This is a genomic window from Mesorhizobium comanense (genome assembly GCF_005503535.1).
Lineage (GTDB): Bacteria > Pseudomonadota > Alphaproteobacteria > Rhizobiales > Rhizobiaceae > Mesorhizobium > Mesorhizobium comanense.
This window is the reverse complement of sequence record NZ_SCNN01000029.1, coordinates 21,243-47,507: the sequence shown is the minus strand read 5'-3', so window position 1 is coordinate 47,507 and position 26,265 is coordinate 21,243. Positions and strand designations below refer to the sequence as shown.

General features: G+C 61.3%; 30 protein-coding genes. 16 read left to right on the top strand and 14 right to left on the bottom strand.

Features of this window, described 5'->3' with window-relative positions:
• Nucleotides 1–36: 36 nt before the first annotated feature.
• Genes FFS37_RS31130 through FFS37_RS31100 form a run of 8 tightly spaced genes read right to left on the bottom strand, consistent with a single transcriptional unit; the run spans nt 37 to nt 6,752 of the window.
• Complete coding sequence (locus tag FFS37_RS31130; RefSeq protein WP_137934777.1) at nt 37–1,056, bottom strand: type IV secretion system protein; 1,020 nt, start codon at nt 1,054–1,056, stop codon at nt 37–39.
• 4 nt (nt 1,057–1,060) lie between these two features.
• Nucleotides 1,061–1,234, bottom strand: coding sequence for a hypothetical protein (locus FFS37_RS35885; RefSeq protein ID WP_163602861.1), 174 nt, complete (start codon nt 1,232–1,234; stop codon nt 1,061–1,063).
• Between the two features lie 6 nt (nt 1,235–1,240).
• A complete protein-coding gene (locus FFS37_RS31125) occupies nt 1,241–1,957 on the bottom strand; it encodes a type IV secretion system protein (protein WP_137934776.1) in 717 nt (238 codons plus the stop codon).
• An 11-nt stretch (nt 1,958–1,968) separates the two neighbouring features.
• Entirely contained in the window at nt 1,969–3,132 is a 1,164-nt protein-coding gene (locus FFS37_RS31120; protein WP_171026492.1) for a transglycosylase SLT domain-containing protein, read from the bottom strand.
• The gene (locus FFS37_RS31115) at nt 3,125–5,536 is read right to left on the bottom strand and encodes a VirB4 family type IV secretion/conjugal transfer ATPase (protein WP_137934774.1); all 2,412 of its coding nucleotides are present in this window, start codon (nt 5,534–5,536) and stop codon (nt 3,125–3,127) included. The genes FFS37_RS31120 and FFS37_RS31115 overlap by 8 nt, the downstream gene beginning before the upstream one ends.
• Nucleotides 5,533–5,823 (bottom strand): type IV secretion system protein VirB3, encoded by a 291-nt coding sequence (locus FFS37_RS31110; protein ID WP_137934773.1) that lies wholly within the window; start codon nt 5,821–5,823, stop codon nt 5,533–5,535. Before FFS37_RS31110 ends, FFS37_RS31115 begins: the two co-directional genes overlap by 4 nt.
• Nucleotide 5,824: 1 nt before the next feature.
• On the bottom strand, nt 5,825–6,148 hold the full coding sequence (locus tag FFS37_RS31105) for a TrbC/VirB2 family protein (RefSeq protein WP_137934772.1): 324 nt from the start codon (nt 6,146–6,148) through the stop codon (nt 5,825–5,827).
• A 43-nt stretch (nt 6,149–6,191) separates the two neighbouring features.
• The gene (locus FFS37_RS31100) at nt 6,192–6,752 is read right to left on the bottom strand and encodes a lytic transglycosylase domain-containing protein (RefSeq protein ID WP_137934771.1); all 561 of its coding nucleotides are present in this window, start codon (nt 6,750–6,752) and stop codon (nt 6,192–6,194) included.
• 89 nt (nt 6,753–6,841) lie between these two features.
• Between FFS37_RS31100 and FFS37_RS31095 the strand changes: the two genes are divergently transcribed.
• Together FFS37_RS31095 and FFS37_RS31090 are read left to right on the top strand one after the other, a co-directional pair.
• Nucleotides 6,842–7,459 (top strand): hypothetical protein, encoded by a 618-nt coding sequence (locus tag FFS37_RS31095; RefSeq protein WP_137934770.1) that lies wholly within the window; start codon nt 6,842–6,844, stop codon nt 7,457–7,459.
• Entirely contained in the window at nt 7,449–7,955 is a 507-nt protein-coding gene (locus FFS37_RS31090) for a thermonuclease family protein (protein ID WP_137934769.1), read from the top strand. Before FFS37_RS31095 ends, FFS37_RS31090 begins: the two co-directional genes overlap by 11 nt.
• Here the strand turns inward: FFS37_RS31090 and FFS37_RS31085 are convergent.
• On the bottom strand, nt 7,905–8,162 hold the full coding sequence (locus tag FFS37_RS31085) for a helix-turn-helix domain-containing protein (protein WP_137934768.1): 258 nt from the start codon (nt 8,160–8,162) through the stop codon (nt 7,905–7,907). The two genes, FFS37_RS31090 and FFS37_RS31085, sit on opposite strands and share 51 nt — an antisense overlap.
• Before the next feature lie 452 nt (nt 8,163–8,614).
• On the opposite strand from FFS37_RS31085, the gene FFS37_RS31080 reads away from it, so the two are divergent.
• Complete coding sequence (locus FFS37_RS31080; RefSeq protein WP_137934767.1) at nt 8,615–9,391, top strand: hypothetical protein; 777 nt, start codon at nt 8,615–8,617, stop codon at nt 9,389–9,391.
• Between the two features lie 55 nt (nt 9,392–9,446).
• Here the strand turns inward: FFS37_RS31080 and FFS37_RS31075 are convergent, their stop codons facing one another.
• A complete protein-coding gene (locus tag FFS37_RS31075) occupies nt 9,447–10,340 on the bottom strand; it encodes a LysR family transcriptional regulator (protein ID WP_137934766.1) in 894 nt (297 codons plus the stop codon).
• Between the two features lie 133 nt (nt 10,341–10,473).
• Here FFS37_RS31075 and FFS37_RS31070 point away from each other — a divergent pair, with 133 nt between their 5' ends.
• Genes FFS37_RS31070 through FFS37_RS31060 form a run of 3 tightly spaced genes read left to right on the top strand, consistent with a single transcriptional unit; the run spans nt 10,474 to nt 13,277 of the window.
• Complete coding sequence (locus FFS37_RS31070; protein WP_137934765.1) at nt 10,474–11,661, top strand: MFS transporter; 1,188 nt, start codon at nt 10,474–10,476, stop codon at nt 11,659–11,661.
• A gap of 1 nt (nt 11,662) precedes the next feature.
• A complete protein-coding gene (locus tag FFS37_RS31065) occupies nt 11,663–12,124 on the top strand; it encodes a cyclophilin-like fold protein (protein WP_232375840.1) in 462 nt (153 codons plus the stop codon).
• Nucleotides 12,125–12,170: 46 nt separating this feature from the next.
• Nucleotides 12,171–13,277 carry an alpha/beta hydrolase gene (locus FFS37_RS31060; RefSeq protein ID WP_137934764.1) on the top strand — a complete coding sequence of 369 codons (1,107 nt, stop codon included), beginning with the start codon at nt 12,171–12,173 and terminating at the stop codon, nt 13,275–13,277.
• A gap of 82 nt (nt 13,278–13,359) precedes the next feature.
• On the opposite strand, the gene FFS37_RS31055 is transcribed toward FFS37_RS31060, so the two are convergent.
• From FFS37_RS31055 to FFS37_RS31045, 3 genes are read right to left on the bottom strand one after another with little or no spacing between them, the layout of a single operon-like run.
• Nucleotides 13,360–16,617 carry an error-prone DNA polymerase gene (locus FFS37_RS31055; protein WP_137934763.1) on the bottom strand — a complete coding sequence of 1,086 codons (3,258 nt, stop codon included), beginning with the start codon at nt 16,615–16,617 and terminating at the stop codon, nt 13,360–13,362.
• On the bottom strand, nt 16,614–18,125 hold the full coding sequence (locus FFS37_RS31050; protein WP_171026490.1) for a Y-family DNA polymerase: 1,512 nt from the start codon (nt 18,123–18,125) through the stop codon (nt 16,614–16,616). The genes FFS37_RS31055 and FFS37_RS31050 overlap by 4 nt, the downstream gene beginning before the upstream one ends.
• The gene (locus tag FFS37_RS31045; RefSeq protein WP_137934762.1) at nt 18,046–18,798 is read right to left on the bottom strand and encodes an ImuA family protein; all 753 of its coding nucleotides are present in this window, start codon (nt 18,796–18,798) and stop codon (nt 18,046–18,048) included. Before FFS37_RS31045 ends, FFS37_RS31050 begins: the two co-directional genes overlap by 80 nt.
• A 293-nt stretch (nt 18,799–19,091) precedes the next feature.
• On the opposite strand from FFS37_RS31045, the gene FFS37_RS31040 reads away from it, so the two are divergent.
• The 10 genes from FFS37_RS31040 to FFS37_RS31000 all read left to right on the top strand — a co-directional run bounded on the left by FFS37_RS31040 (nt 19,092) and on the right by FFS37_RS31000 (nt 25,999).
• Nucleotides 19,092–19,526, top strand: a complete 435-nt coding sequence (locus tag FFS37_RS31040) for a hypothetical protein (RefSeq protein WP_232375839.1) — start codon at nt 19,092–19,094, stop codon at nt 19,524–19,526.
• Nucleotides 19,463–19,864 (top strand): SOS response-associated peptidase family protein, encoded by a 402-nt coding sequence (locus FFS37_RS36265; RefSeq protein ID WP_332313068.1) that lies wholly within the window; start codon nt 19,463–19,465, stop codon nt 19,862–19,864. The genes FFS37_RS31040 and FFS37_RS36265 overlap by 64 nt, the downstream gene beginning before the upstream one ends.
• Nucleotides 19,807–20,043 (top strand): SOS response-associated peptidase family protein, encoded by a 237-nt coding sequence (locus tag FFS37_RS31035; protein ID WP_232375838.1) that lies wholly within the window; start codon nt 19,807–19,809, stop codon nt 20,041–20,043. The genes FFS37_RS36265 and FFS37_RS31035 overlap by 58 nt, the downstream gene beginning before the upstream one ends.
• Before the next feature lie 239 nt (nt 20,044–20,282).
• Nucleotides 20,283–21,401, top strand: coding sequence for an ABC-three component system protein (locus FFS37_RS31030; RefSeq protein WP_210240495.1), 1,119 nt, complete (start codon nt 20,283–20,285; stop codon nt 21,399–21,401).
• Nucleotides 21,394–21,912 carry an ABC-three component system middle component 2 gene (locus FFS37_RS31025; protein ID WP_137934761.1) on the top strand — a complete coding sequence of 173 codons (519 nt, stop codon included), beginning with the start codon at nt 21,394–21,396 and terminating at the stop codon, nt 21,910–21,912. The genes FFS37_RS31030 and FFS37_RS31025 overlap by 8 nt, the downstream gene beginning before the upstream one ends.
• Complete coding sequence (locus tag FFS37_RS31020) at nt 21,912–23,840, top strand: hypothetical protein (RefSeq protein ID WP_137934760.1); 1,929 nt, start codon at nt 21,912–21,914, stop codon at nt 23,838–23,840. The genes FFS37_RS31025 and FFS37_RS31020 overlap by 1 nt, the downstream gene beginning before the upstream one ends.
• Nucleotides 23,841–23,994: 154 nt before the next feature.
• Nucleotides 23,995–24,504 (top strand): hypothetical protein, encoded by a 510-nt coding sequence (locus FFS37_RS31015; RefSeq protein ID WP_137934759.1) that lies wholly within the window; start codon nt 23,995–23,997, stop codon nt 24,502–24,504.
• 124 nt (nt 24,505–24,628) lie between these two features.
• On the top strand, nt 24,629–25,135 hold the full coding sequence (locus FFS37_RS31010; protein ID WP_137934758.1) for a hypothetical protein: 507 nt from the start codon (nt 24,629–24,631) through the stop codon (nt 25,133–25,135).
• A 233-nt stretch (nt 25,136–25,368) separates the two neighbouring features.
• A complete protein-coding gene (locus tag FFS37_RS31005; RefSeq protein ID WP_332313042.1) occupies nt 25,369–25,680 on the top strand; it encodes a DUF7673 family protein in 312 nt (103 codons plus the stop codon).
• Nucleotides 25,664–25,999 carry a DUF1810 family protein gene (locus FFS37_RS31000; protein WP_210240496.1) on the top strand — a complete coding sequence of 112 codons (336 nt, stop codon included), beginning with the start codon at nt 25,664–25,666 and terminating at the stop codon, nt 25,997–25,999. Before FFS37_RS31005 ends, FFS37_RS31000 begins: the two co-directional genes overlap by 17 nt.
• Before the next feature lie 21 nt (nt 26,000–26,020).
• Here the strand turns inward: FFS37_RS31000 and FFS37_RS30995 are convergent, their stop codons facing one another.
• Entirely contained in the window at nt 26,021–26,224 is a 204-nt protein-coding gene (locus FFS37_RS30995) for a cold-shock protein (RefSeq protein ID WP_137934796.1), read from the bottom strand.
• Nucleotides 26,225–26,265 lie beyond the last annotated feature (41 nt).

Here is a 26,265-nt window from a genome sequence, read left to right as displayed (position 1 = left end):
AACTATATTTAACGAGCAGCGACCTGTCTGGCTAGCCTAAAATTGCCCGTTCCTTTCGGTTTCCCGCTGTATCGCACGCGCCCGTGCTGCCTGAACGTCGGCGGATGTTCGGCGACGCCCGAGGCCAGTTCGGAGAATCTGCGCTCGGTTGGTGAATTGGTATCCGGTGCGCCGCAACGATTCCCTTCCCCCCTGGAAGGGGACATCGCCTTGGCCTGGCGCTGTGCCCCCGGTAATCGCGGCAGCAAAGGCCGGAATAAACCGGAACACCACAATCCCGAGCAGGCAGACGATTACGAAGGGCGCGACATAGGAGAGCTTGCTTTCCGTCGCCGTGTTGTTGGCCGTGTTGATGGCGAGCTCAATCAGCTGGTAGAGGAAGGCGAGGAACGCCATCATCAGGGTCTGCGTCACCATCAGGTTGACCATCAGCAGCAGCCAGCCGTCGGTGAAGCGGAAGGTCCAGCGATAGAGCGCCAGGATGATGAACACCGGCGCCAGTGCAAGAGTGATGAACAGCATCAGCTTGGCGGCGAGGATCGCGGCCGCTGCGACGGCGATGAAGATCATGGCGACGACAAAGACGATCGCACCGATCAGCGCGCCGACATATTCGAAGGTGCCGGTCGCCACCTGCTCATAGATCTTGCCTGCGGTCTCGAACACGGCGTCGAGGATTCTGACGACGCCGGTCGTGTCGCCTGTGCCGCCATCGAGTGTACCACCGGAACCCGCGATCGACTCGATGATGGTATCGGAAATCAGGTTGGGCACGGACTGGACCAGCTGGTAGAGCGTGGCGGAGAACGCCCCCCAGTTGGTCGCCATATAATAGATGGCGAAGGCGCGCCCGAGCCGCCAGGCCGCCTCGGGTACGGAGAAGCCATCGCGGCCGGCAAGGATCATGTATCCCCACCAGATGACATAGAGGGTGAGCATCGACCCGAACAGGACATTCACCTGGAGCGCGAGGCCGTCATAGGCGTTCTTGATGAACGTCTCGCCGATGCCGTCGAGCTTGGCAAAAATGTCCGAGATGATCGTGGTCGCTGCCATCGGCCTATTCCTTCAGCACGGGCGCGAACACGTCATTGACCGGCATTGCCCGGCCGCACAGGTCATCGGCTTCCGCATATCCGGAGATCGGCGGGCAGGGGGCCTTCTTCTCCCCCTTCGTCTGACAACCGGCGAGCAGGACGAGACCTGCCAGCATCGTGACAACGAGGAAACGCATGCGGCCTCACTTGAAGGGGTTGATGTCTTTGTATTGCAGCATCTTGGCGGTCTCCGATTGCTGGGTCAGCCGCATCTGCATCTCGGTGTTGAGCGCCGAGACCGCTCCATTCGAGACGCCGATCAGCTCGTTGATCGTGCGCGCCGTCTCCAGCTGCATGCGGGTGTTGGCGTCGACCGAGCCCTTGACGTCTTCGGCCGAGCCGATCTGACCGGTGGCCGACTGCAGCGATTGCTCGCGCTGCGTCACGCCTTTCGTCGCCTGCTGGGTCAACGCCGAGAGCAGCGCCACCGTGTTGACCGCGCCCGAGAAAGCATTGTTCATCGCGCCGGCATCCTCGCCTTCGACGATGGCCTTGACCTGTTTCACCAGCTGTAGGCCGTTGATCAGCGTGGCGGCGATATTCTGGGCGTCGGAGCCAAGACCGCCGAAGGACAGTGTGCCGCCGTTCATGATTGACGAGAAGGACGGCGCGGCCGAGACCGACATGTTGCCGCCGAGACCGGTCGAGGAAATGCCCATCGATCCGTCGCGGCTGCCGGAGAGCGCGCCGAGGATTTCCTTGGTCTTTTCCAGGATGTTGGTGTTGGTCTTCATGATCTCACCGGTGTTTTCGGCGTTCTTCTTGGCGATGGCGAGATTGGTGTTGTCGATCACCGGAATGTCCGCGAGCGCCGGCGTCGCGAAGGTGAGGGCGGCGGTGACGACGAGAAGCTTGTTCATGGAGAACCCCCTTAATCGGCCGCGTTGGCGGCGTTCTGGATGGATGAGAGATTGTCACTGACCGAGCGATCCGAGCCTCCCGACGAGAGGATTTCGCTGTCGGCGTCGGCGGCCGCGACCACCGCGCAGCGCGGCCAATCCTCGCGCGGCACCTTCATCGCCTCAAGGATGACCGGATCGCAGCTATAGGGATTGACCTTGCTGTCGGACTTCAGCGTCTTGGCGGTCTCGGATGTTTTCGAAAGCCGCATCTGCATGCGCGCCTGCAGGAGCTCGTTGAAGAGGTTGCGCGCGGTGATGAGGTTGTTCAGAAGCTCGGCATTGACGGCACGAGCCTGCGTGTTGTCGTCCCAGGCATCCTGATAGATCTCGGAGGCGCCGACCGACGCCGACAGCGCATCGATGCGCCGGCCCGCCTCCTGGACGCGCGCGGAACTTGCGTCGATGCCGGAAACGGCCCGGTCGATCGCGTCGGCCGCAGCGCTGCTCGAGCTGCGCGTCGCGCCCGAGCCATAGTCGACATAGGATTTATATGAAGGCGAGGCGATGTCCTCGATGTTCGAGCCGCCGGCATAGGCGTTGAACCAGGTATGGTTCCGGCCAACTTTGCCGGCCCAGTTCTTCTGCTCGGCCGCGGTCGATCCGTTGTACCAGGAGGCGAGGCAGGCATAGTTGGTGCTGCCGCATTTGTTGACGCCCATGCCGAGGTATTTGACGCCGCCCTCGATATTCTCCTCGTTGATGTCGCGGTCGAAGCCCATGCCCTTGCCGGTCCGCTTCGTCAGCTGCATGACGCCCTTGACGCCGGTGGGCGAGCCAGAGCACGTCGAAATCCCGGACTCGGCATGGGCGACCGACAATGCGAGGCCGACGGGGACATTGTGCTTTTCCGCATAGTGCTTGATCAGTTCGACGTTCTTTGCGTCCTCTTTCACGGCTTGCGCCGGCGAGCGGTAAAGCCGCCGTTTCTTCTCCTTCTGGGAGATGTTGCAGTTGGTGATCTCCTGCCCCTCGAGCTGCTCGGCTTGCGTTTCCGTGTCCTTCTTCGAGTGCTCCTCGTCCTCGGCACGCTTGTCCTCCACATCGTCGTCGTAGACCGGAATATCAGCCCGGACCGAGGGCGCCAGGGCTCCGGCGATTGTGGCGGACAGCAAAAGAATGATCGCTCTACGCATCGGTCGCCTCCGGAATGGTCCAGCCGCAGAAATGGGGAAGCCACGCCGCCGGCGCCTCGCCATACGTCTCGCGCAACGCCTGGCATTCGCGCACGGTCTCCGGCCGTCCGGAAAGCACCTTGACCAGATCGGGCATCGCCGAGAGGTCGAGCCGGGCGATGATCGAATCCTGCGCGTGTTTGATGAGAAAGGTGCGGCTGGCCTTGTCCGCTTGCTTCACGAAGCGGAATTCCTTTTCCGAGAGGCCGAACGCCTTGCGGTAGCTTTCCTCGTCGGCGGACGCGTTCGGGAAGAAGATGTTGGTCATCGTCTGCTCGATGATCGTGTTGCGCAGATCGGAGCGCACGACGTCGGCCGCCGATTGCGTGCCGAAGCCGACGATGCCGTTCATTTTGCGGATAGTTTTGAGCCAGTCCTTGATGAAACCGGAAAAAACCTCGTCATCGAGCAGCCGCCAACCCTCATCGAGAAAGATCATCGAAGGACGGCCGTCTAGGATTTCGCCAATGCGATGAAACATATAAAGGAGGGCGGCCGAGCGCGTTCGCTTGTCGGAGAGGATCTCCGTCATGTCGAAGCCGATAACCGAGCCGTCGAAGTCGAGCTTGTCCGTGGGGTTATTGAACAGCCAGCCCTTGTCGCCCGTGGTCCATTCCTTCAGCCGGTCGGCCAGGTCGCCGATCCCCGACCGCATCCGCCCGCGCATCGCCTCGGCAAGCATGTCGAGCCGGCGCTGTGGCCGCTCGAAATCGGTATAGATGCTGTCGACCGCATCGGAGATCACAGCCATTTCCTCGGCATTCAGAACCCGGTCCGAGGGCGTGACGAGGTACGAGACCAGCGTCTTGCCGAAGCTCCGGTTGGCCGGCGTGTCCTCAAGCTGCAGCGGTGCGAAGCCGGTCGGTTCACCGGGCGACAGCCGCTCGTAGCGTCCGCCCATCGCGCGCACGAAAATCTCGCCACCCCTGTCCTTGTCGATGAAGACGCAGCGCGGGCGCGGCTGGATGCGCATGCCTTGGGCAAGCAGGAAGGAGAGGGCGACGGTCTTGCCCGAGCCGGTCGGACCGATGACGGTGAAGTTGCCGACATCCGCCTCATGGAAATTGAAGAAATAGGCCGTCTGGCTGGTGGTCTCCAGCAGCGAGACGGGCATTCCCCAATGGACCTTATGCGTCTGCCCGGACGGGAAATTGTGCGCCGAGAACAGGCCGGCGAAATTCACCGACGAGATCAGGCCCTGCCGGGCGATATAGGCGAAATTCGTCGGCAGTTGCGCCCACCAGGCCGCTTCCTGATTGAGGTCTTCGCGTACGGCGACGACGCCCATGCGCGCCAATTCGGCGGTGACGTCGGCCACCGCCCGGTTCAGCCGCGGCAGGTCGCGCTCGAGCACCGCGACGGTCATATGGTGCTTGCCGAACACGACTTCGCCTGACGCCAGTCGGTCGCGGGCCGTCTCGATATCGTCTTCGACGGCCGTGCCGCCGTCGTCGGAGTTGGAAATCTGCCGGCTGATCGTGGCGATCGCCTCCGTGACCGTGGTGCGGTCTTCCGGCGCGAAGGAATGGGTGAGAATGAACTCGTAGGGAAGACGCAGCAGGCCGTCGAGCTGGCCGGGTGTCGTCATCGGCGGATATTCCTTGATCGACACCATGGCGGCGACCTTCGACGTCGCGCCATCGGCCGACCAAATCTCCGTCGCCTTGCGGCCGAACATGATCCGCCCAGTTCCGATATAGTCGGCAAGCGACATGCGGGGCAGGGGCATGCTGCGCTCATCGCCGGCGGCGAGGATCTTCGCGAAGAATTCGGCCGGTTCGGAAAAGAGGCCGCCATCGCGCGTCACGCAGGAGAGGATCTCCGGGCGGTAGGTGCGGAAATCGCCGACGATGCCAGAGACCATGTCCTTGAGGTCGCGCAGCGCCTCGCCCCTGGCTTCGACCTCGTTGTCGGCCATGCGGAAGATGTCGAACATGCGATCGACCTTGCCGGCGCGCCCGGTCATGGGGCGCCGGATCACCGTCAGATAAAGCTCGTTGACGAACATCGTCCGGTGCTGGAGGCCGTCCATGTAGCGGGCGTTCAGCTCGTCCGCGAAGGGATTGTCGAAATCGCCATCGATGGCAGGTGCGATCTTGCGCCGGATAATGGTGGCATAGAGCGCGAAACGCGACGAGCCGAGCGAACGGACCGTCATGTTGCGATTGGCAAGACGCGCATTGATCTCCGCCTGGTCCATGGTCTGGTAGGGCAGGCCTGACAGCCGGATCACCTGCAGCAGCAACCCGGACTTGGTGACGATCGTCTCCTCGTCGACATGGCGAAGGTAGGGAACATGCGTGCCGATCCCCAGATCGCGGGCACGCTCCCGCCCGAACTTCAGATCGTGATTGACGATGTTCATGGGGCATAGCTCCCCGCTTTCCAGAAGCGCCGGTTACGGATCGCCCGGCGCATCGACAGAAAGACCTGCGCCACGCGGACGATGTGGATGTCGCGCTGGCAGAGGTAGAGCCCGATGAAATGAACCGGCAGGACGACCAGTGGCGCGAGAAAGCTCGACGATGCGATGAAGATGACGATCCCGAAGATGCCGTTCACCACGAACACGATGATGTCGACCCCGAAATATGTCGGCGGCCGGGTCAGCGGCTGGATGAGCGGTTCGACATCGGGTGCATCATCACGCATGTCAGACACCCCCTGCCGCCTTCATGGCGTCGACCAGTTCGGCGGCGCCGAAGATGATGGCGATGCCGATGACGATGGAGATCGCGCCCTGCCAGGCCATGCGGCCGGTTAGGAACAGGAAGCCGAGGAAGCAGACGGCTATGATGGCGAGCGAGCGGGCGACACTGCCCTGGAGGACACCGACGAACCATTCGAGGATGCCTTCGACGGGCGCTGCCGACTGCGCATAGGCGAGTTCGGGGACCAGCGCGATCGTGGTCGCGAGCAGCGCCAGCGACAGGACGGCCTTGCCGCGCCGGCGCGGCGTAATCGGGGAAATGCTCATGCGAAGTCCTTCATGTCTTGGGAGGATGATCGGGGGGCCGGCGCTATTCGGCGGTCCAGACGTGCTGGTCGCGCCAGGGCGAGGGCGCCAGCGCAACGGTCTCTTTTCGGGGGAGGCGGTTTCCGGCGCGCTTTTCCTGCGCCACTGACGCCTTGGCGTTCAGCGTCCAGCGGTTCATCACCTTGACGATGTACTGGGCGGTCTCGTTGAATTCGGGAATGCCGCCTTGTCTGTAGACGCGCTCAGGGCCGGCGTTGTAGGCGGCGAGCATCAGCAGCGGATCGTCGAATTCCCCGTAGAGCTTTTTGAGGTAGCGGACACCGGCGCGGATGTTTTCTTCGGGGTCGCAACGGTCCGTGACGCCATAGTCGGAGGCGGTCTCCGGCATCAGCTGCATGATGCCGACGGCACCCGCCTCGGAGACCTGGTGCTGGCCGCCCGCGCTCTCGACGTCAACCACAGCGAGCGCCAGATCGGGATCCAGGTCTTCTTCGGTGGCGATGGTCCGCACCATCTCCAGAACGCGGTTCGTATCGACCGGATCGCAGGCTTGCGCCGCGATCGGCGAGGTCGAGACGAGGAGGAAAAGCAGGGTGGTTTTCAATTCGAATGTCCGGGTTGCCGCGTTTGCGAATAAACTATAGTTAATTCGCGAAGGATTCCTCTGTCAATTCAGAAATGGCTTTTTCTGCAATGCACAAACAACTCAAGGTTCTCGAGATGGCCGCTTGGCTCCTCGTCGGAGGCGCTGGATTCGCCGTTGCGGAGGGTGAAGATCCCTATGGTGAGCCGTCGCCAAACTACCTTCGTCAGTTCCGGGATGAGGGGGCGAAGACGTTCGTACTGGAGCGCTTCGACGCCGAAGGAAGACTTGCGGCGCGGTCTGTGGAAAAGCTCGATGGGGAGGTCGAAATCGGCGGCCCGGTCGAGCGGATGATCGCCGGCCGGCGGTTTACCCTGCGCGGCCTGAACGCCTGCCCGACGGAGAAGGTCGTCTATAACCGGGTGCAGTCCTGGAGCTGCACCGACGCGGCGCGCGACTACGCCGGGGCGGTCTATCACAGGCGCGCCAGCGTCATCCTCTGCAAGACCCTGGTGCTGACGCCGGCCGCTGGCGAGACCACTCCGGCCTCATGTTTCGTCCTCGTCGGCGGCAAGGGCGAACCGTTCAAGACCGTCAACGATGACGACAGCATGGTCTTCCTCGGCCTTGCCGCAATCGGGCGGACAGCTGAGGGCCGATCCCGTCGGCCGGACCTCGAAGCATCGCAATCGCTTTCTCGATCGATGGGGTTCCAGAATGCGGATTGAGCTTTCCATTGCCGTGGCCTTAGTGCTGGCGACGACGGCGCGTGCGCAAGAGGAGACGATCTCGTTTCCTGCGGCCGTGAGTTTTGAAACGGGCGATAGCTGGCAGTACGAAGGCCGGAAATTCAGGCTGTTCGCCGTGCAAGCGTGCATTCGAGGCACGATCTATCGTGCCCCTGACGGCGCGGAAAGCGATTGCGGCATGCAGTCGATTGCGTCTCTTGCGGCACTGTTTTCGACGGGTATGGTCGGGTGCCAGCCGGTCGGCCGGGCGAAGGACGATGCGACCTTCGTCGTCTGTGCCGCCCAGCTCGACAACACCACCGTCGATGTCGGGACCGCGCTGATCTCTTCCGGCGCAGCCTTCGCCGCAGTGTTTCCGTCCGGTGCCCCGGTGTCCGCGGCCTATGCAGTCGCCGAATCATCCGCCAGGGATAAGGCCAGCGGCTTATGGTCGGGGACGTTCGCCCATCCCGTTTCCGTGCTTCTGAACAAGTGACCAGATCGCGGTGAAATCGACATGCAGGCACTCGGCGATCGCGCCGATCTCCTTGACCGTCAGGCGATGCCAGGCGCCGGCCTGAAGGTATTCCAGCCGCTCTTCCGAAATACCCGTCATCTCCGAAAATTCATGGAGCTTCGTCCCGCGCTGTCGAAGCTCCTCCGCGAGGAATTGCACAAGGTCGGCAGCACTCTCAATGGCCATTTGCGGTCATCCTTTCCTTGTCCCGTCGCACGGCGTCCGAGGGGCGGGAACCGCTGGCTCTGATCGCGAAGTATGGCGGAGGATCGTCGATAAGCTGATGGCGGAGCGGGCGGATACGGTACCGCCAGCCTCCAGTTTTGTCGCGCAACCTCTACACGAGCAAAAAGCGGCGTTTTCGCGGCGGCTCGGCTTTTTGGTTGGTCTACAAGTAAAATATAATTACTGTCGTGACTCGCTTCATAAGCAATCGAGCGGTGGAGGTGCCATGCCGTAGACAAAATAAAACCCGCCTCGGAGAGACGGGTCGAGTGACACACGAAGATGTGCGCAAAAGTCTTATAGCCACTGATTTTTTCGCACATTGACGCCGCCGCTGCAAGCTAATTCTTGCCACGGATACGTGTGTCCTGCGCGCCGGTCCCTCCGTTGTCATCATTGAATATGGAGAGATCATGCCTGCCACGATCCGAACGGCCTATGGGCCGAGCCTATTGGCGCGCCTGCTTGCAGCCGGTACGCAGCAACAAGTCGATGAATGCGCGAAAGCTGCCTGGATACTAAACGGCGAAGGACTGATCGCCGACGAGGAGATGGAATATCTTGCTCCTGTGATCGAGCACCGGCGGCTGTCGATCAGCGCAATGATGCGAACGGTTCGGGCGAAGGGATGCACCCGTCATTGCCGTCCGGCGATTCCTTTGCAGAAGCGCGCTGCTTGCTGGCTTCGCCGGCGGGGGCTCGCCAAGGACTGCATCATTCCAACGTGCCTGGCTCAGGCCTTCACCGTCAGCAAGCTGGCGGTGCTCTCCGTCATCGCGCGGGCGGTCATGGAGCGAGGCCAATCGACGATGTCATTGCCCGAAATCGCTGCGCGTGCGGGTGTCGGATGCACGACAGCGCGTTATGCGATTCGCGATGCTGCAAAGATGGGTCTCATCAGCGTGTCTGAAAACCGCATCAATGGATTTTGGAACCGCCCCAACACGATAAGGATCGTCTGCGGCCGCTGGCTACGATGGCTGAAGGTGTGCGCGGCATCCCGCGCACAAAAATCTGCGCGACCGGCGGGTCGGGGCGATCTCAGCACCCCCCTCAGAAATCTGATCCCCACGATTGAAATAGTAAGATTCTCCCTGCGAGGTGCGATAAGGCAAGGGACGAGTAGACCCGTATTGCCGCCCTGCTGGCGAGTTTGCCTTGGATCGAGTGAGGAAGGGTGGCCCTTGTAGCAACGATCCGGCTGGCGGCTCGACCTATATCGCAGGCATATCCGTAGTCGTTCGGCTAATTGCGATGCCGCAACGCGTCGACAATGACCTTGAACGCCGGAAGGTTCTGGCGGCGGCTGGGATAGTAGAGGAAATAGCCGTCGAAAAACGGCGACCAGTCGTCCAGCACCTGCACCAGCGCCCCTGAAGCGATATGCGGCTCGACAATATTCTCCGGCACATAGGCGATGCCGTAGCCACTCACCGCAGCGTCGATCATGGCATAGGAGTTGTTGAAGGTGAGCTGGCCGCTGACGCGTACGCGCAGTTCCTGTCCGTCTTTCTCGAATTCCCATGCGTAAAGGCCGCCGGCAGTCTCGTGGCGCATGTTGATGCAGGCATGCCCGACCAGGTCCTGCGGATGGTCCGGCAAGCCATGTTCGTCGAGATAGCCGGGCGAAGCGACCGCGACCAGCCGCCAGTCCGGCCCGATGCGCATCGCGATCATATCCTTCTCGACGCTTTCGCCGAGCCGCACGCCCGCGTCGAAACCGTCCTCGACGATATTGCGGAAGGTGCTGTCGAGGATCAGTTCGACGTTGATATCGGGATAGGCCTTGAGCACCGGCTTCAGCTTCGGCCAGACGACGCTTTCGAGCGCGTGGTCGGAGAGCGTCAGCCGGATCGTGCCCGTCGGCGTGTCGCGGAACGTCGATAGTGCAGCAATCTCATCCTCGATCTCCGCCATGCGCGGCGTGATCGTCTGCAGAAGCCGCTCGCCCGCCGGCGTCGTGGCGACGTTGCGCGTCGTGCGCGTCAGAAGGCGAATGCCCATGTTCGTCTCAAGCTGCCGGATGGCGTAGCTGAGGGTGGACTGCGCCACGCCGATCCTCGCCGCCGCCTTGGTGAAGCTCTTCTCCTCGGCGACGATCCGGAACCAGGTGAGTTGGTTGAAGTCCGTCTTCTCCATGTTCCCTCGCGATGTTCGATGAGCGGAGATTAATCGATGACATCGATTGATCCAATCAAATTGCGACGGCTAATCGCCTCAGTGTCGACGAGCTATATCCGCATCGAACCCGATGGACAGGAGAATGCGGACAATGGTTTCCGCCGTGGAAAATGCCGGCAGCAAGCCTGCCGCCTGGGGCGCCGTCCTTTCGATGGCGCTTTGCGTGGCGATGCTGATCGCCTCGGAATTCATGCCAGTCAGCCTGTTGACGCCGATGGCCGAGGGGCTGAACGCGACCGAGGGGCAGACGGGGCAGGCGATCTCGATCAGCGGGCTGTTCGCCGTTGCGGCCAGCATGCTCGTCACCACCGCTGCCGGACGGCTGAACCGGAAATGGGTGCTGATCGCGATGACGGCCTTCATGCTGCTTTCGCTGGCCCTGGTCGCCGCCGCGCCGAACTTCCTCGTGCTGATGGCCGGTCGCGCGTTGCTTGGCATCTGCATCGGCGGTTTCTGGGCACTGGCGACCGCCGTCATCATGCGGCTGGTTCCGGCCGAAGACGTGCCCCGCGCGCTCGCCCTGATGTATGGCGGGCAGGCGATTGCCGCCGCCTTTGCGACTCCCGTCGGCAGCTATCTCGGAGGCCTGTTCGGCTGGCGTGAGGTGTTCTGGGCGCTAACGCCGATCGTCGCCGTCAACCTCGTCTGGCATGCGGTCGCGCTGCCGTCGCTGCCCGCGCACCGGAAGCAGGATTTCCGGGCGATGCTCGGCCTGCTGAGGCGTCCGTACTTCATGCGGGGTCTGATCGCCTGCATGCTGTCCTGGGGTTCGGCCTTCACCATGTTCACCTATCTGCGGCCGTTTCTGGAGCAGGTGACAGGCGTGGATGTGACGACGCTGTCGGTCCTGCTGCTGCTTCTCGGCTGCGCGGGGTTCATCGGCACATGGGCTGCTGGCCGTTTCCTCAAAGGTAACGTCGCTCCCTTCCTGAAGCTGCCGGCGCTCGTCATGGGCGGAGCCACCGTCGGGCTGCTTCTTTTCGGTTTCTCGGTCGCCGCCATTGGCTTCTTCATGATGATCTGGGGTGCGATGAACACCATGTTCTCGGTGATCTGGATGACGTGGATGTCGCAGAACGCCGACGATGCGCCCGAGGCCGCAGGCAGCCTGATGGTCGCGGCGATCCAGGCCTCGATCCTGCTCGGCGCGCTCGTCGGCGGGCTGCTGCTGGACGGCATTTCCATCGAGGCGACATTCATCGGCAGCGTCGTGCTGGCGGTGCTCGCAATCGCCCTGATCGGCGATGGCCAGCGCCTGCTGAAGCCGGAGGCAATCTGACATGGGCTCGTCCGTACCGATCTCCCGGCGTCGATTGCTGGCAACAGGCGTCGCCGGCCTTGCCCTGCCGATCTTTCTGCCCTCGACCACCCAAGCCCAGGAAGGAGCGATCATGCGCCTCAAACTGACCTTCGCTGACCAGGATTTCTCGGCAACGCTGGAAGACAATGCCGCGGCGCGCGAGCTGTTCGCGATGCTGCCGCAGGATCTCACGATCGACGACTATTCGACCAACGAGAAGATCGCCTACCTGCCGCGCAAGCTGAGCGATGACGGTAGCGCACGCTTCGAGAACGAGGCGGTGGGCGACCTCTGCTACTACGCGCCCTGGGGCAATCTCGCGATGTTCCATGGCCCCTACCGCTGGTCGCGCGGGCTGGTTCGGATCGGCCGGCTGGATCAGGGCGCAAAACCTCTGCTGGTGCGCGGCGAATTTCCGCTCCGCATCGAAGCGCTGACCTGACGCGCGGCGCGCGCCCCCTTTCTCACAACTGCAAGGAGAACCTGCCATGAACCGGAACACCGACTCTGGAATCGAACTCCATCATCTGGACGCGCCCAATGCCGGCCGCCGCAACCTGCTCAAGCTGACCGGCGCGGGTGTTGCTGCCTTCGGTGCAGCGTCATTTCTCAAAACTCCCAACGCAAAGGCTCAGAACATGTCACAGGAATGGGACAAAGTTTTCCCCAAAAGCGAAAAGGTCGACCATCAGAAAGTCACCTTCAGGAACCGCTACGGCATCACCCTTGCGGGCGATCTCTACCTGCCGAAGGACCGGGCGAATGACCGCCTGCCCGCCATCGTCGTCAGCGGTCCGTTCGGCGCCGTCAAGGAACAGTCGTCGGGTCTCTATGCGCAGACCATGGCGGAGCGCGGCTTCGTCACGCTGGCGTTCGATCCGTCCTATACCGGCGAAAGCGGCGGCGAGCCGCGCAACGTCGCCTCGCCCGACATCAACACAGAGGATTTCATGGCAGGGGTGGATTATCTCGGCCTGCACGCCTCCGTCGACCGCGAACGCATCGGCGTCATCGGCATCTGCGGCTGGGGCGGCATGGCGTTGAATGCCGTCGCCGCCGACAAGCGTGTCAAGGCCGTCGTCGCCAGCACCATGTACGACATGACCCGCGTCATGTCGAAGGGCTACAACGACAGCGTAACCCCCGAACAGCGCACGCAGGCGCTGGAGCAGATGAGCCGGCAGCGCTGGGACGATGCCGAGAAGGGCACTCCGGCCTACCAGCCGCCGTACAATGAGCTGAAGGGCGGCGAGGCGCAGTTCCTGGTCGATTACCACGACTATTACATGACGCCGCGCGGCTACCATAAGCGTGCGGTCAACTCAGGCAACGCCTGGACGATCACGACGCCGATGGCGTTCATGAACATGCCGATCCTCAGCTACATCAAGGAAATCTCGCCGCGACCGCTGCTGCTGATCCATGGTGAAAAGGCGCATTCGCGCTACTTCAGCGAAACCGCCTATGCAAATGCCGCTGAGCCGAAAGAACTGATGATCATCCCCGGTGCCAGCCACGTCGATCTCTACGACAAGGTGGACGTAATCCCGTTCGACAAGATCGCCAGCTTCTTCGAACAGCATCTCGCTGCCTGACGCGCTGGCGGCACCCGTGTGAAAGGACATGGGTGCCGCCCTAAGCCGCCAACATTGCTCGCTTCCTTGTTGTTGGCCATGGCTAGTGAAAATTCCGGGCTTTCACCTTCAGCGTATCGATATGCAAGTCTTTTACGAACATGTCGCGTGGGCGCACGGCCGGCGCCTGGCGATCGCGCGGGTCCGGCCCGCCACCATGGGCGAACTCGTCGCCGCGCCCGGCCGGTAGCCGAAATTCGGTATCGCGCTCCGACAGGCTCGACAGATCGACGGAGAGATCGAACAGCTGCTGGGCGATGAGATGCACGACCTCGCCTTCGCGCTGAATCCTGCCGTTGATCGCCATCATGGATGAGCCGAGCACGACGCGCCGGCGCCGCTCGAACAACTTTGGCCACACCACGACATTCGCGGGGCCGGTCTCGTCCTCGATGGTGATGAACATCACCCCCTTGGCGCTGCCCGGCTTTTGCCGGACCAGCACCAGGCCGGCGGTCATCAGCCATCGCCCGTCTCGCGCCGCCATCGCCTCCTGGCAGGTCACAATGCGCCGCTCGGCAAGATCTCGGCGGAGGAAGGAAAGGGGGTGCTCGCGCAGCGTCAATCCCGTGTGGCTGTAGTCCTCGATGACATTGTGGCCCTCGGTCATCTGGCGCAATTCGACATCCGGCTCCTGCTGCTCGGCAATGGTGCGCGCTTCGCGCTCGGCCGCGGCGGCAAAGAGGGGGAGGGGCTCGTCGCGCAGGGCCTTGATTGCCCAGATCGCGTCGCGCCGTTCAAGCCCAAGGGAAGGCAGAAAGGCGTCGGCCTCGGCGAGCTCCACGAGCGAAGCGGCCGGCACGCCGGAGCGACGCCACATATCGTCGACGCTGTCGAACGGCTGGTCGGCGCGCGCCGCAGTGATTTTGGCGGCATCGGCGGTCGCCAGCCCGCGCACCATGCGCATTCCAAGACGCACGGCGTGCCGCTCGCCATCCCCGACCGGCTCGAGCGTGCAGTCCCAGCGGGAGCGGTTGATGCAGACCGGACGCACCTCGACACCATGCCGGCGGCAATCGCCAACGATCTGGGCGGGAGCGTAAAAACCCATGGGCTGGGAATTCAAGAGGGCGGCGCAGAAAGCATCCGGATAGTGGCATTTGATGAAGCTGCTCGCATAGGCGATCAATGCGAATGACGCGGCGTGCGACTCGGGGAAACCATAGGATCCAAAACCTTCGAGCTGGCCGAAGGTCTTGTCGGCGAATTCCGCCGAATAGCCGTTGTCGATCATTCCGTTCACAAGCTTGTCCTTGAAACGCGAGACGCCGCCAGTGAACTTGAAGGTCGCCATGCTTTTCCGGAGCTGGTCCGCCTCTCCCCCCGAAAATCCGGCGCAGACCATTGCCACCCGCATCGCGGATTCCTGAAACAGCGGCACGCCGAGCGTCTTGCTCAGCACCGCCTCGAGCTCCGGCGTCGGATATTCCGGCTGTTCCTTGCCTTCGCGCCGCCTGAGATACGGATGGACCATATCCCCCTGGATTGGACCCGGCCGCACGATAGCCACCTGAATGACGAGATCGTAAAATGTCCTGGGTTTCATGCGGGGCAGCATCGACATCTGCGCGCGGCTCTCGATCTGGAAGGTGCCCAGCGTGTCGGCCCGACGGATCATCTCATAGGTCCGCGCGTCCTCCGGCTCGATCTTCGCCAGATCGAGATCGCGGCCCTTGTGCTCGCGGATCAGGTCGAAGGCTTTGCTCATGCAGGTCAACATGCCGAGGGCGAGCACATCGACCTTCATGATCTTGAGCGCCTCGACGTCGTCCTTGTCCCATTCGACAATCCGCCGATCCTTCATCGTCGCCGGCTCGATGGGAACGAGATCGTCGAGGCGGTCGTTGGTCAAGACGAAGCCGCCGGGATGCTGACCGAGATGGCGAGGCGCCCCCATCAGCTGTTGGGCAAGCTTCAGCGTCAGGACGAGACGCCGATCCTCCGGGTTTAGGTTGAGTTCGCGGACGTTGCGATCGCTGACTTCTTCCGACCACGACCACATGCCCGACGACAGCGCCTTGATCACGTCCTCCGGCAAGCCGAGCGCCTTGCCCACATCCCGGATGGCGCCTTTGGCGCGGTAACGGGTGACGGTCGCGCACAGGGCCGCCTTGTCATGCCCGTAGGTTTTGTAAATCCACTGGATGACCTCTTCGCGCCTGGCATGTTCAAAATCCACATCGATGTCCGGCGGCTCGTCGCGCTCGCGAGAAACAAACCGCTCGAACAGCAGGTCGTTGGTCTCGGGATCGATGGAGGTGATGCCGAGAATATAGCATACGGCGGAATTGGCGGCCGATCCGCGCCCCTGGCAAAGGATGCCTTGCGAGCGCGCGAACCGCACGATGGAGAACACCGTCAGGAAATAGGGCGCGTACTTCATCGCCTTGATCAGGTCGAGTTCGTGCCGGACGATCTGCAGCGTCTTGGGCGGCAGGCCCTCCGGATATCGGTCGGGAACGCATTGCCAGACATAATGCTCGAGCGAAGCCTGCGCGTCCTTGCCGGGAACGATAGCCTCCTCGGGATACTGATAGGTCAGCTCTTCGAGGCTGAACTTGCAACGCGCGACGATCTCCATCGTCCGCGCCAGCGCTTCCCTGTATCGGGGAAAGAGCCGTTCCATTTCCTCCGGCGGTTTCAGATAGCGGTCGGCATGGCGCTCGCGTTCGAAGCCGACATCGTCGATGGTGGTGTTGGTCCGGATGCAGCTGACGACATCCTGCAGCTGGCGGCGCTCCGGATCATGAAACAGCACGTCGTTCGTCACCACCGGGCGGACCCCGACGCGGGTGGCGAGGTTCGACAGATTGTGCAGCCGCAACTGGTCGCGCGGCCGGCGGCGCAAGGTCAGAGCCATATAGGCGCGGCCCCCGAAAATCTCCGCCATCTTGCGGAGCTGCACCGCGCAGGTCTCGTCCGCCAGATCTGGGACGAGAACGCCGATCAGCCCTTCCGCATACTGGGCGACGTCATCGAGGTGCAGGATGCAATTAGCCTTGCCGCCTCTAGATTTGCCGAGCGTCAGTAGCCGGGTCAGCCGGGAATAGGCGGCGCGATCGGTCGGATAGACGAGGATCGACATGCCGCCCTGAAGGTCGAGCCGACAGCCGACGACCAGCCGGATCTTCATCTCGCGTGACGCTTCCAGCGCCCGGACGATGCCGGCGAGCGAATTGCGGTCGACCACGCCGAGCGCCGAGATGCCGAGCGCCTTGGCCGTCTGGAATAGCTCGTGCGCCGACGATGCCCCGCGCAGAAACGAGAAATGGGTGGTCACCTGAAGCTCGGCGTAGCTCATGCGAAAATCCCATGCACGAACCAGCGATGCGAGCCGGTCGCCGGATCGACGCCGTCGCCGCTGCGGAAGATCCACAGGCGCTCGCCGGTTTCGTCCTCGACGACGAAATAGTCGCGCACCGCCTCATATTCCGCGTCGCGTGTCCACCATTCCCCGAATATACGCTCCGGGCCGTCGGCGCGCTTGACGCGCCGGCGCTTGCCCCGCCAGGTGACGGATACGGGAGGGTGGTCGGGCATGAGCGCGATCACCTCGATCAGCTCCGGCCGGGAAAGCAGGCGGACCGGCCGCGGCCAATGCTGGGTCCACGTCGCGCCGGCGGCGACCGCCGCAGGATCGATCCGCCGCACGCTGCGCTCCGGAACGTCGCTTGCCACCGGCATCACGCGATAGACCCGCTGGCCGCGATTGGCGAAGACGTCGATGAGGGGGACGACGTCCGTCATCTGGTCTTCGACCAGCGAGGACGCCCTCTGAACTTCTTCCAGCGGCTCGGTCATGACGGCGACCAGCGTCAGCCGCTCGATGCCGAAGCCGGGCTCGATCTTCTCCGTCCTATCTCGAAACAGCTTGGTGAGCCATGTGACGTCGCGCGAGGGCTTGGCCGTGCCGGCGCGAATGGCCTGTCGTGTGCCGTCGACCTTTTCGACGATGAGGTCGGTGCGGCGAACGCCGTGCCCCCGGCGCTGCAGCTTTTCGACGAGCTGCGTCACCAGGCCGGCGACATAGCGGTTGATGGTCTCGGCCGCGCCGATGGGCTCGGCGAAGGCCTTGCTGACCTCGACAATATCCGGGGTGCGGATGGGATCGATGGGCTCGGCCATGCGCCCATACATCTGATCGAGCCGACGGCCGATTTCCGGCCCGAAGCGGAGGGCGAGGGGCGCGCGCGGCGTCGCGGAAAGCTGGCCGATCGTTCGGAAGCCAAGAGTTCTGAGATCGCCGACGATTTGCTCGGGCAGGCGCAGCAGGGAAATTGGAAGACGCTCGACCGCGCGCGCCGTTTCGCCCGGCGGCACGATGACGGTTTCGCGGGCGATGACACGGGCGCAGGCATGCGCCGCGCCCCAGGTGTCGGCGATGGCGACGCGGGCCGTCAGGGATTTGCCCCGGAACCGGTTGGCGGTCGCGGTCAACATGAGCTGCTCGCCGCCCTGCAGATGGTCGGCGCCTTCGGTGTCCATCACGATCCCGTCTGGCGCATCCATCGCGACGATCGGCGAATATTGCGTCAGCGCCCAGAGCGTGATGCGTTCCAATGCAGCGGCGTCGGCCGCCGGATCGGCATCGATCAGCATAAGATCGCGAAACAGCGCCTGCGCTTTTGCCGCCGGCATCCCGACCGTCACGCCGACCTTCCGCGCGGCGGCGTCGGCCGCGGCCACCCAGCGCCGGGAACCGCTGCGCGCGATGACGGCGATGGGCTGCTCAGCCGGCAGCGAAGGATCGGCCCGCCTGATCCTGTCGGTGGGCAGGTCCGGTAGATAGATCGATACGACCCGAGGCATCACAGGCTCCAACGATAAACTCAGCGCACTCGCCCGCTTTCACGCGCATAATTTCCACAAGCCAGTTCGGCCGTCCGACGCAAGGGACCGGTAACTCCTCGGATGGAAGTACGCTCACCCGCCATCGTGTGGTCGAGGCGGTCGGCTGGCCGTAGTCCGATGCCTCCGTCGGCCGCCGCCAGCGCCGGACAACCAGCGCCATCGCCCCGGTCTTTTCGGCGGCAAGCTGCAGCCGCCGGCTCGCCACCATCGGCAGACGCACCAGCTCGGCGACGACGGCGCCGAGCCCGCCATAGGCAAGCGCCTCCTCGGCATTGGCCAGGACATCTTCCTCCTTGTCGCTCTCGACGAAATAGACGCGGTCGGGATGCAGTCCCACCTGAGCCAGCGCCGGAAAAAACAGGTCCGGCCGTGTCAGGCACCAGACAATCGGTCCCGTCGTTCGAGCCGCGATGCCGGCGGCGAACAGCGCGGCCGCCGCGCCATCGACCGCGCCGGCCCCGCCACCCGAGACCTCATGAAGCGCGCCGTAGGCAAGACCGCCGCCGGGCAGGGCGGCATCGACCTCCGCCACTTGAAACGGCAACGCACCGGCTTTGCGCGAGGCAGGGCTCTCCATCGAGGCGATGCGCTCTCTCAGCTCGGTTATCACCCTGTTTCGGGCAGCATTCATCGTTCACGGACTCCAGCGGGTTCGTGTTGGCAGGCGACATCATGTCGTACAGGTCTATTTGTTCTGTATCTGTTCCTCACGGCAAAAAGAGTCAAGCCACCCGAAAATAGGAAAATTGTCTCACATTTTTGCCCGCGCGGGATTCTTGCTTGCGAATCATTGACATGAGGTCGGAGGCGACGCGCTTGCCGACTTCAAAAAAACTTATGCGGTTCGCCGTCGCGAGGGCCGACAATTGTTCCTCGTATGTTCCCATGATAGTTTGGGGAACCAAACTGGATCGGAGGCCGAAATTGTCGCGCCTGTTTTCTATATCTCGGCCGATTGAGGAAATCGTCGAGCATTTCGGCGTCAATCTTTCCTCGGTAGCGAGCGTTCCTTCCGAGACCGTCGAGGGCACCCCTGGCCTGATCGTGCTCGAAAAGGATGGCCTGCGCCTCCTGAAATCCCCAACCTGGGGCTTTCCCCGGCAGACCAGCGAGATGCGCCATAAAGGCGAGCCGCCGGGGCGCATTGGCCTCGTTGCCGACCTCACCAATCCGCTGTGGGATCGGCTTGTCGTCGACGCCAAGTATCGATGCCTGATAGCGCTAACACACTTTGCCAATCCTGACGGGTCAAAGGGTCGAAGACGAGGACGTGGTTCTCGCTTCATCGCCAGCCGCTGGTCGCCTGGGCCGGCTTCTGCCGCAACACGCCGGAGTTCGGACCCGTCTTCGCAGGCATGACGATGAAGGCGAACGAGAAGATCAGGCCCCTGAACGATCGGATGCCGGTCCTGCTGAAGCCGGACGAATACGAGCGTTGGCTTCATGGATCGATCGAGGATGTCATTGCGTTCCAATACCGCGAGCCGCCGCCGTCCGAAAAGTTCGAGGTCCTGCGAACACGGGATCGATGGCAAAGCGGCACACCGCCGTCCAAGGCTTCACGGCGCCGGGATGACGTGCTTAAGAAAGGCAAGATGACGAGAACCTGGTTCAGTGTTCGCGAGGAACCGATCTTCGCTTGGCGGGCCTCTGGCGCGTCAGCGATGAGTGGGGGCCGGTCTATTCCGGCGTCGTGACCGATGCCAACGAGGCGGTCGCGCCGGTTCACGAGCGTATGCCGGTGCTGCTCCATCGCGACGAATACCGGCAGTGGCTTCAGGGCAGCTTTGATGACCTGCTGGCATTTCAGAAGCGGGTCTTCCCGGCCGACCGCGTCTTGGTGGAGAGGACCTCGGAACTTTGGCTAAAAAGATGAGTGCCGGTTCCGCAGATGCAGCGCCTGTTTTCTGAGGCTCGAGTGCTATATCTGTCGGCTTGTAGGTCAAACCGCGAATCCTGACATTTAGAAAGTTTGGCGTTCCTGCTCTCCTGATCGGAGATGGCTATGCCGAGCGAAACGCCATTTCGTGGGGGAGTTCGAACAGGTGGGGCTACACCTCTGGCTTGTGTCGTTGGGGCGGGCACTGTAATGAGCATACTCTCCGGAGGACTTTTTTGACAGACCAACTCAAGCCCGTTGACATTCCGACCAAGTGGCCCGGCGCGAATGCTAGGCTTCTGGGTGTCGGCGTCGGATACGGACTACCGGTGAAACCCTTAGATCGCTTGGGTTTGTTCAGCGCCGATGACTTCGAGCGGTTCGTTCTCGAATGGGCTCATGGCTACCTCAAGGAGAAGCTGCCCGGCGTGACCGATGTCCAGCAACGTGGAGGGGCGGGGGACAAAGGACGTGACATCGTCGTTTGGTTTGGTAAGCCCGGGGCTCCCGACCGATTTTGGCATCTCTACCAGTGCAAGCGCTACGCCAACAAAATCGGTAAAGGGGTCGCGTTCGAGGAGATAGGGAAGGTACTCTATTTCGCATCCATCGGAAAATACACGCTGCCGAAAGAATACTGGTTTGTGACGCGGAAGGGCGTAACCGGTGACTTGCAGGACCTAGTCGATGATCCCAAGAAGTTGAAAGATGAGCTGATCGCGAATTGGGACGAATATTGTGCAGAAGGAATCGCCAAGAAAACCAAGATCAAGCTTGAAGGCAAGTTGCTGGATTTCGTAAAGAAGGCAGACCTCTCGATTGTCAAGGTGAAGCAACCCCTGGATATACTCGAAGAGCATGCTCAGACCAATTTTCATGACATCGTGTTCGGCAAGCCATTGATCGAGCGACCGCCCGCTCCCGCACCGCCGTCGTCCATAACAGAAGAGGAGCGGACCTACGTTCAGCAGCTCTTCGAAGTGATCAGCGAAATGATCTCCGCTCCCGTGAGGGCAGAGGCAGATTTCGCGGGCCATTCAAAATCGGCCACGTTGTTCGAGCGGTCGCGCATCACGTTCTATAGCGCTGAGGGCCTAAAGCGTCTCGCCCACGATCAAATGCAGCAAGTCGAGTTTTTCCACGATCTGGTGTCGCAATTTGGCGACGGCCTCTATCATACCTATAACGGTCCCGCTTCCAGCGGACACGAACGCCTTCGTTTGACGATCAATGCCGCGCAGGCGCAGGTTGTTAGCGGTCATGTCCTCGACCCTCACCTCAAGCCATTGGATCGCGAAGGTATATGCCATCATCTTGCCAATGACGGCATCGCCAAGTGGTGCCAGAATGAGTGAGGCGGCAAAGCTTGCGCCGAGACCGCAACCGCCGCGCTTGTTCAATACGCCAGTCGAATGTGGTTTCAGGCTCCTGTTCATTCTATCGGCGTCTCGCCCGGCCTTATTCGACGTGCAAAGGCTGATAAGTTACGACTATCTGCTCGTCCACTCAGGCGACGTCGACACGTCCTACCCAAGCCTTCATCCCGCGGTGCCTAACCGCGGGGCGGAATGGGTGATCAAGCGCCAGGTCGTCGACACGGGTCTGTCGCTCATGTGCGCTCGCGAGCTGGTAATCAGAAACATGACCGATCTGGGAATCTACTATTCGGGCTCGGACCTCACGTCTGCTTTTGTAGGCCTTCTCAAAACGTCATACGCCGAAGGACTTCGCGATCGGGCAAAATGGCTCGCCGAGCGGTTCGATTCCTATACCGACGAACGCTTGCAGTCGTACATGGCCGCACAAGTTGGAGAATGGGGCGCAGAATTCGACACACTCTCAGCATTGAAGGACGTTGATCTGTAATGTCTCGTATTGCCGAGATAAGGATGACTGGGCGAGGACAGATTGACGCGGTGATCCGCTTTGATCCTGGCCCCAACGTTGTGTCCGGCGATTCCGACACCGGAAAGAGCTATCTCCTGAGACTGGTCGACTATGTCTTGGGTGCCGATCAGCTGACCAAGACGATAGACGAAGCCGCCGCATACGAGACTGTATGGCTCGAGTTCAGGAACGAAGCGGACGATGTCCTTACCTTGGAGCGGAGCCTTCAGGGTGGCGAAGTCATTGCCTACTCCCAGCCCATTGGCGACTTGATCAGCGACGACTATTTCGAACTCCCCCGATCTCCAGATGACCATATCCGGAATGGCAACAATCAGGGCGAGACCTTGGCGTCGAAACGTCAAGGGCGATCTGTTGATCCAGATGTCACCGCGAGGGTGTTTCCCTTTTTTGGTCTGCCAGAGACGGTGAAGCTGAGGAAGAATAGTGACGGCGAGATTCAACGCCTGTCAATCCGCACTTTGTTGCCGATCTTCCTCGTCGATGAAGAGGCCATTATAACCGAAAGTTCCCCGATTTTAAGGGGTGGGTTCAGTGACACCGCTGAAAAACGAATGTTTTCCTATCTCCTGACCGGAAAGGACGACGCGAGCATCGTTGCCCAAGAGAAGCGCGAGATCATATCCGCCAAGCTGAAGGCGCAGCGCGATCTCCTCGCCGACCTTCTTGCTCCCTTGCATGCCCGGTTGAAGGATCATGTGGAAGCTGAAGAGGAAGAGAGCATAGAGCGTCTCGAAGGTACCATAGCAAGATTGTCGGACACCTTGGAGCAGAACGCCACCGAACGGACGCGATTGCATTCGGAGCGCGTGGCCGTCTACCAGTCTCTTGTGAAGTCAGAGACCCAAGTCGTCGCCCTCGACGCGATGCTCACCCGCTACCGTTTGTTAGACGACAGGTACTCATCAGACCTTCAGCGCCTCGATTTCATTGCCGAGGGTTCCTATTACCTGGACGGCTTGCAGACTAGCGCATGTCCTCTCTGCGGACAGGCGCTCGAAGGCGCTGAACACGATCACCCGGATCAGCCGGGACCTAAGTTCAGTTCCGATGAGGTTTACGCTTCGGCGTCGGCCGAAGCGGCTAAAATACGCGGCTTGCAGGCCGATCTCAAGAACGCCATATCGGACTTACAAAAACGGCGTGACGGTTGGCACAAAGGTGCTCGCGAGGACGCGGACCGGCTAAGGGAGATCGACAGGCTCCAGGACGTCGTTTTGGCTCCAGCACGACAACAAACCAAGGCCTCGCTTGACCAGTTGGTCAAGCGGCGGCTTGAACTACAGTCGACCCGTGCCGACCGGACTGAAGCGGCCCGGCTAGAGGGGCTGAAGGCAGAGCTTGAACGGGCCATCGAGGAACCGCCGAAAAAACTGAAATGGGCTCCTCTCGACCCGATGGCGACGACGGAACTCTGCAAGGAGATCGAAGCTGTCCTGAGAGATTGGTCTTGGAAGGACGATGTCAGGGTAGAGTTCGAGGAAAGCCAGTACGACATCAAGGTCAATGGCAAGTTCCGCCGCGCACATGGGAAGGGATTCCGCGCTGTGCTCCACGCTGCCCTTTCGGTCGCGTTGTTGAGGTATTGTCACAGCCGCGGGAGGCCTCATCCGGGGTTTCTCGTCCTTGACTCTCCTTTGACGACCGTGAAACAGCGTGGTGGGCAATCTGTCGTTGAAGCGGAAAGTGACCGCATTGAGCCAACAATCGAGCCGAAATTCTGGGAGAGCCTAGCGGCTCTCAATCCTTCTATGCAGATAATAGTCCTCGACAACAAGGAGCCGCCTCTGGAGTTTGCCAAAGCGGTAAACCTCCAAATCTTCGCAGGTCCGGGTGCTAACCCTGGCGAGCGGAAGGGTTTCATTCCTGCTCAGGTCAGGAGCTAAAGCCCATCTTTTTAGGTAAAAGATAGGTATGTAATGGTGTTTCTGCGGTTTATTGTTTAGAAATTCCAAGAACGGATCTCCAATCCATTTTCTAGACCCTCTATACCCCATCAATGACATTCCCAATGACGAGATCGCCCTTCTCGGTGAGATGATGGCCTGGACAGCTTACATCGAGGTCGATCTCTTCACTCTGTATATTCTTGGAAAACCTGGAAGCGAGGTGAAGCGCCGGAAAGAATTTTACAAGCAGACGGCCGGTCTAAAGCAACGGGTCCGCCTTGTCCGCGAGACGCTCCATGCCAAATTGCATGCGGAACTCGCCGGCCCTTTCAATGCGCTCATGACGGAGGTTGAGATCCTCGCAGACGTGCGCAATACCTGGGCACACAATCCAATTATCCGCTTTGGCCCAGAGCGTACCCTCGTGCGCTGGGAAATCGGTTCAGGCGAGTTCGCCGGTCGACTTGTTCGAGTTGACGCGAAGGTCTTGCGTCCGCTCATGCCTCGCGTCGAGCAACTTCACCTTAACCTTCGCAATCTGGCTGCACTTGTAAACAGCCCAACTGGAGAGCAATTCGCGATCACCTTCGGGGAGCGCGATGCTCGAATGGATGCGCAGCTTAAACGATTACTAGCGGCATCCCGGCCCAAAGACCCATGAACGAAATCGCAATTTTGAAGAACTTCTATTGTTGTGCCTTTAAATCACTCTCGATGAGATGGAGCTACCTTTGTCATTGCCTCCCATTCCTAAGAGGCTAGCTGCCCGCATCCGGGCTGCGCAAATGAAAGTCCAGGAGGCGAGAGGTTGGATCGACGCGACGGAGTTCAACGCCCTGCAATATGAAGCGCGTTGGAACGAGTTTGCGCGCGACCCTGCGGCATTCGCTCAAAAATATTATCCGGGCCACGGCGTGGATTCGTATCCAGTGCAAACGAACATGGCTCGCATCCGGGAGAGGCTAGAGAAACTGCCAGCGCAGCGGGACCGAAATTATCGTGATCTCGAAGAGGCCGATGCCCAACTATCGAAGGTCGAGGCCGACGTTCTGAAAGAGGTAGGCCACATGCGAGCGTCTCCTGGTCGCACCCCATGGCCAGCACCTCTAGAGCAATACAAAACGTTCCATACCAGAGCGATGGCGCAGGCTTATCACCAGCGCGACACTGCCGATGCGCAGCGTGAGGGGTATCTTGCCCGAGTCCAGAAAGACTACGATGAAGAGATCGCCGCAAGCGAAATCGAGCGTCAAGCCGAGCTTGACGAACTGGCCGAAGACATGAAGTCTTAGACGCCAGCACAACGAGCGAAATTCAAAGAAATCGTGGGGCGATCGCAGAAGGACTCCGAAACCGGACGTTGACGCCGAGTCATATCGGCGATTTCATAAAGGAGGAGCTCAAGCGGTAGTTTAAATTTTTAAGGATCGATGAGGTGCACGTATAACGGAACGAATTGTCTCATGGTTGTAGCGAAAGTCCTAAGTTCTGCTGTAAATAATCAAGACGTGACGGAGGGGCAAATATGGGGATGAGTGCACATGAGCGCGCCGCTTTCGAGCGACTGCTGAAGATCGGTCGCGGCGACACCGGCCAATCTCGCAAGGTGGCCAACTTCATCCTGGCATGGTGGAACGCAGACACTCATGGCGGGTTCGACCTCACGGAGCTATTCGGCGTGGACGAGGTAATCGCCGCCGATATGGCGACCGTCTTTGTTTGCCTGTCCCGCAACCCCGTCACATTCTACCCGGAAGAATGTCGATCGCAAATCGAGCAGATTATCAAGGGCAGGCGTCCAGAGGCATGGGCGCGCGCCAATTCCCCCGAAGCATGAGGACGCGGGCGCGCTGCGGCGGTCTCCGACTGCGAACTTCTATGGAATTTCCTCTATCGCGGAGGCCTGCTACTATCTCCGGCATCCCGTGCTGGCCAACAGATTGGCGCGAGCGGTCGATGCGGTGCTCGGGGTAGCCGGCCGTTCCGCCCATGAGATTTTCGGCTCGCCTGATGACCTAAAATTCCGCTCGTCGATGACGCCGTTCAGCAAAGCTGCCGGCGAGGAGGGCGAGAGGTTTCGTCTGGCCCTCGAGCGCTTCTTTGCCGGCGAGCCAGATCCCGTTACCCCTGAATTGCTCGGCGGGGGCATCGACTAGCCGCCGCCCTTGCCGCGTCGATCAGAGCGCGCGAACGTTTTCCGCTTTCGACTTGCCGGTCTTGCGGTCCTGGCCGAGGTCATAACTGACCTTCGAACCGTCGCGCAGGGGCCCGCCGGCGATCACGCCGGAGACATGGACAAAGACATCCTGTCCGCCGTCGTCGGGCGTGATGAACCCGAAACCCTTGTCCTGATTGAAAAACTTGACCGTACCAATCGCCATGAAGATCCTCGTAAGCTGAGCGGCGTTTCGCCGACCGCGAG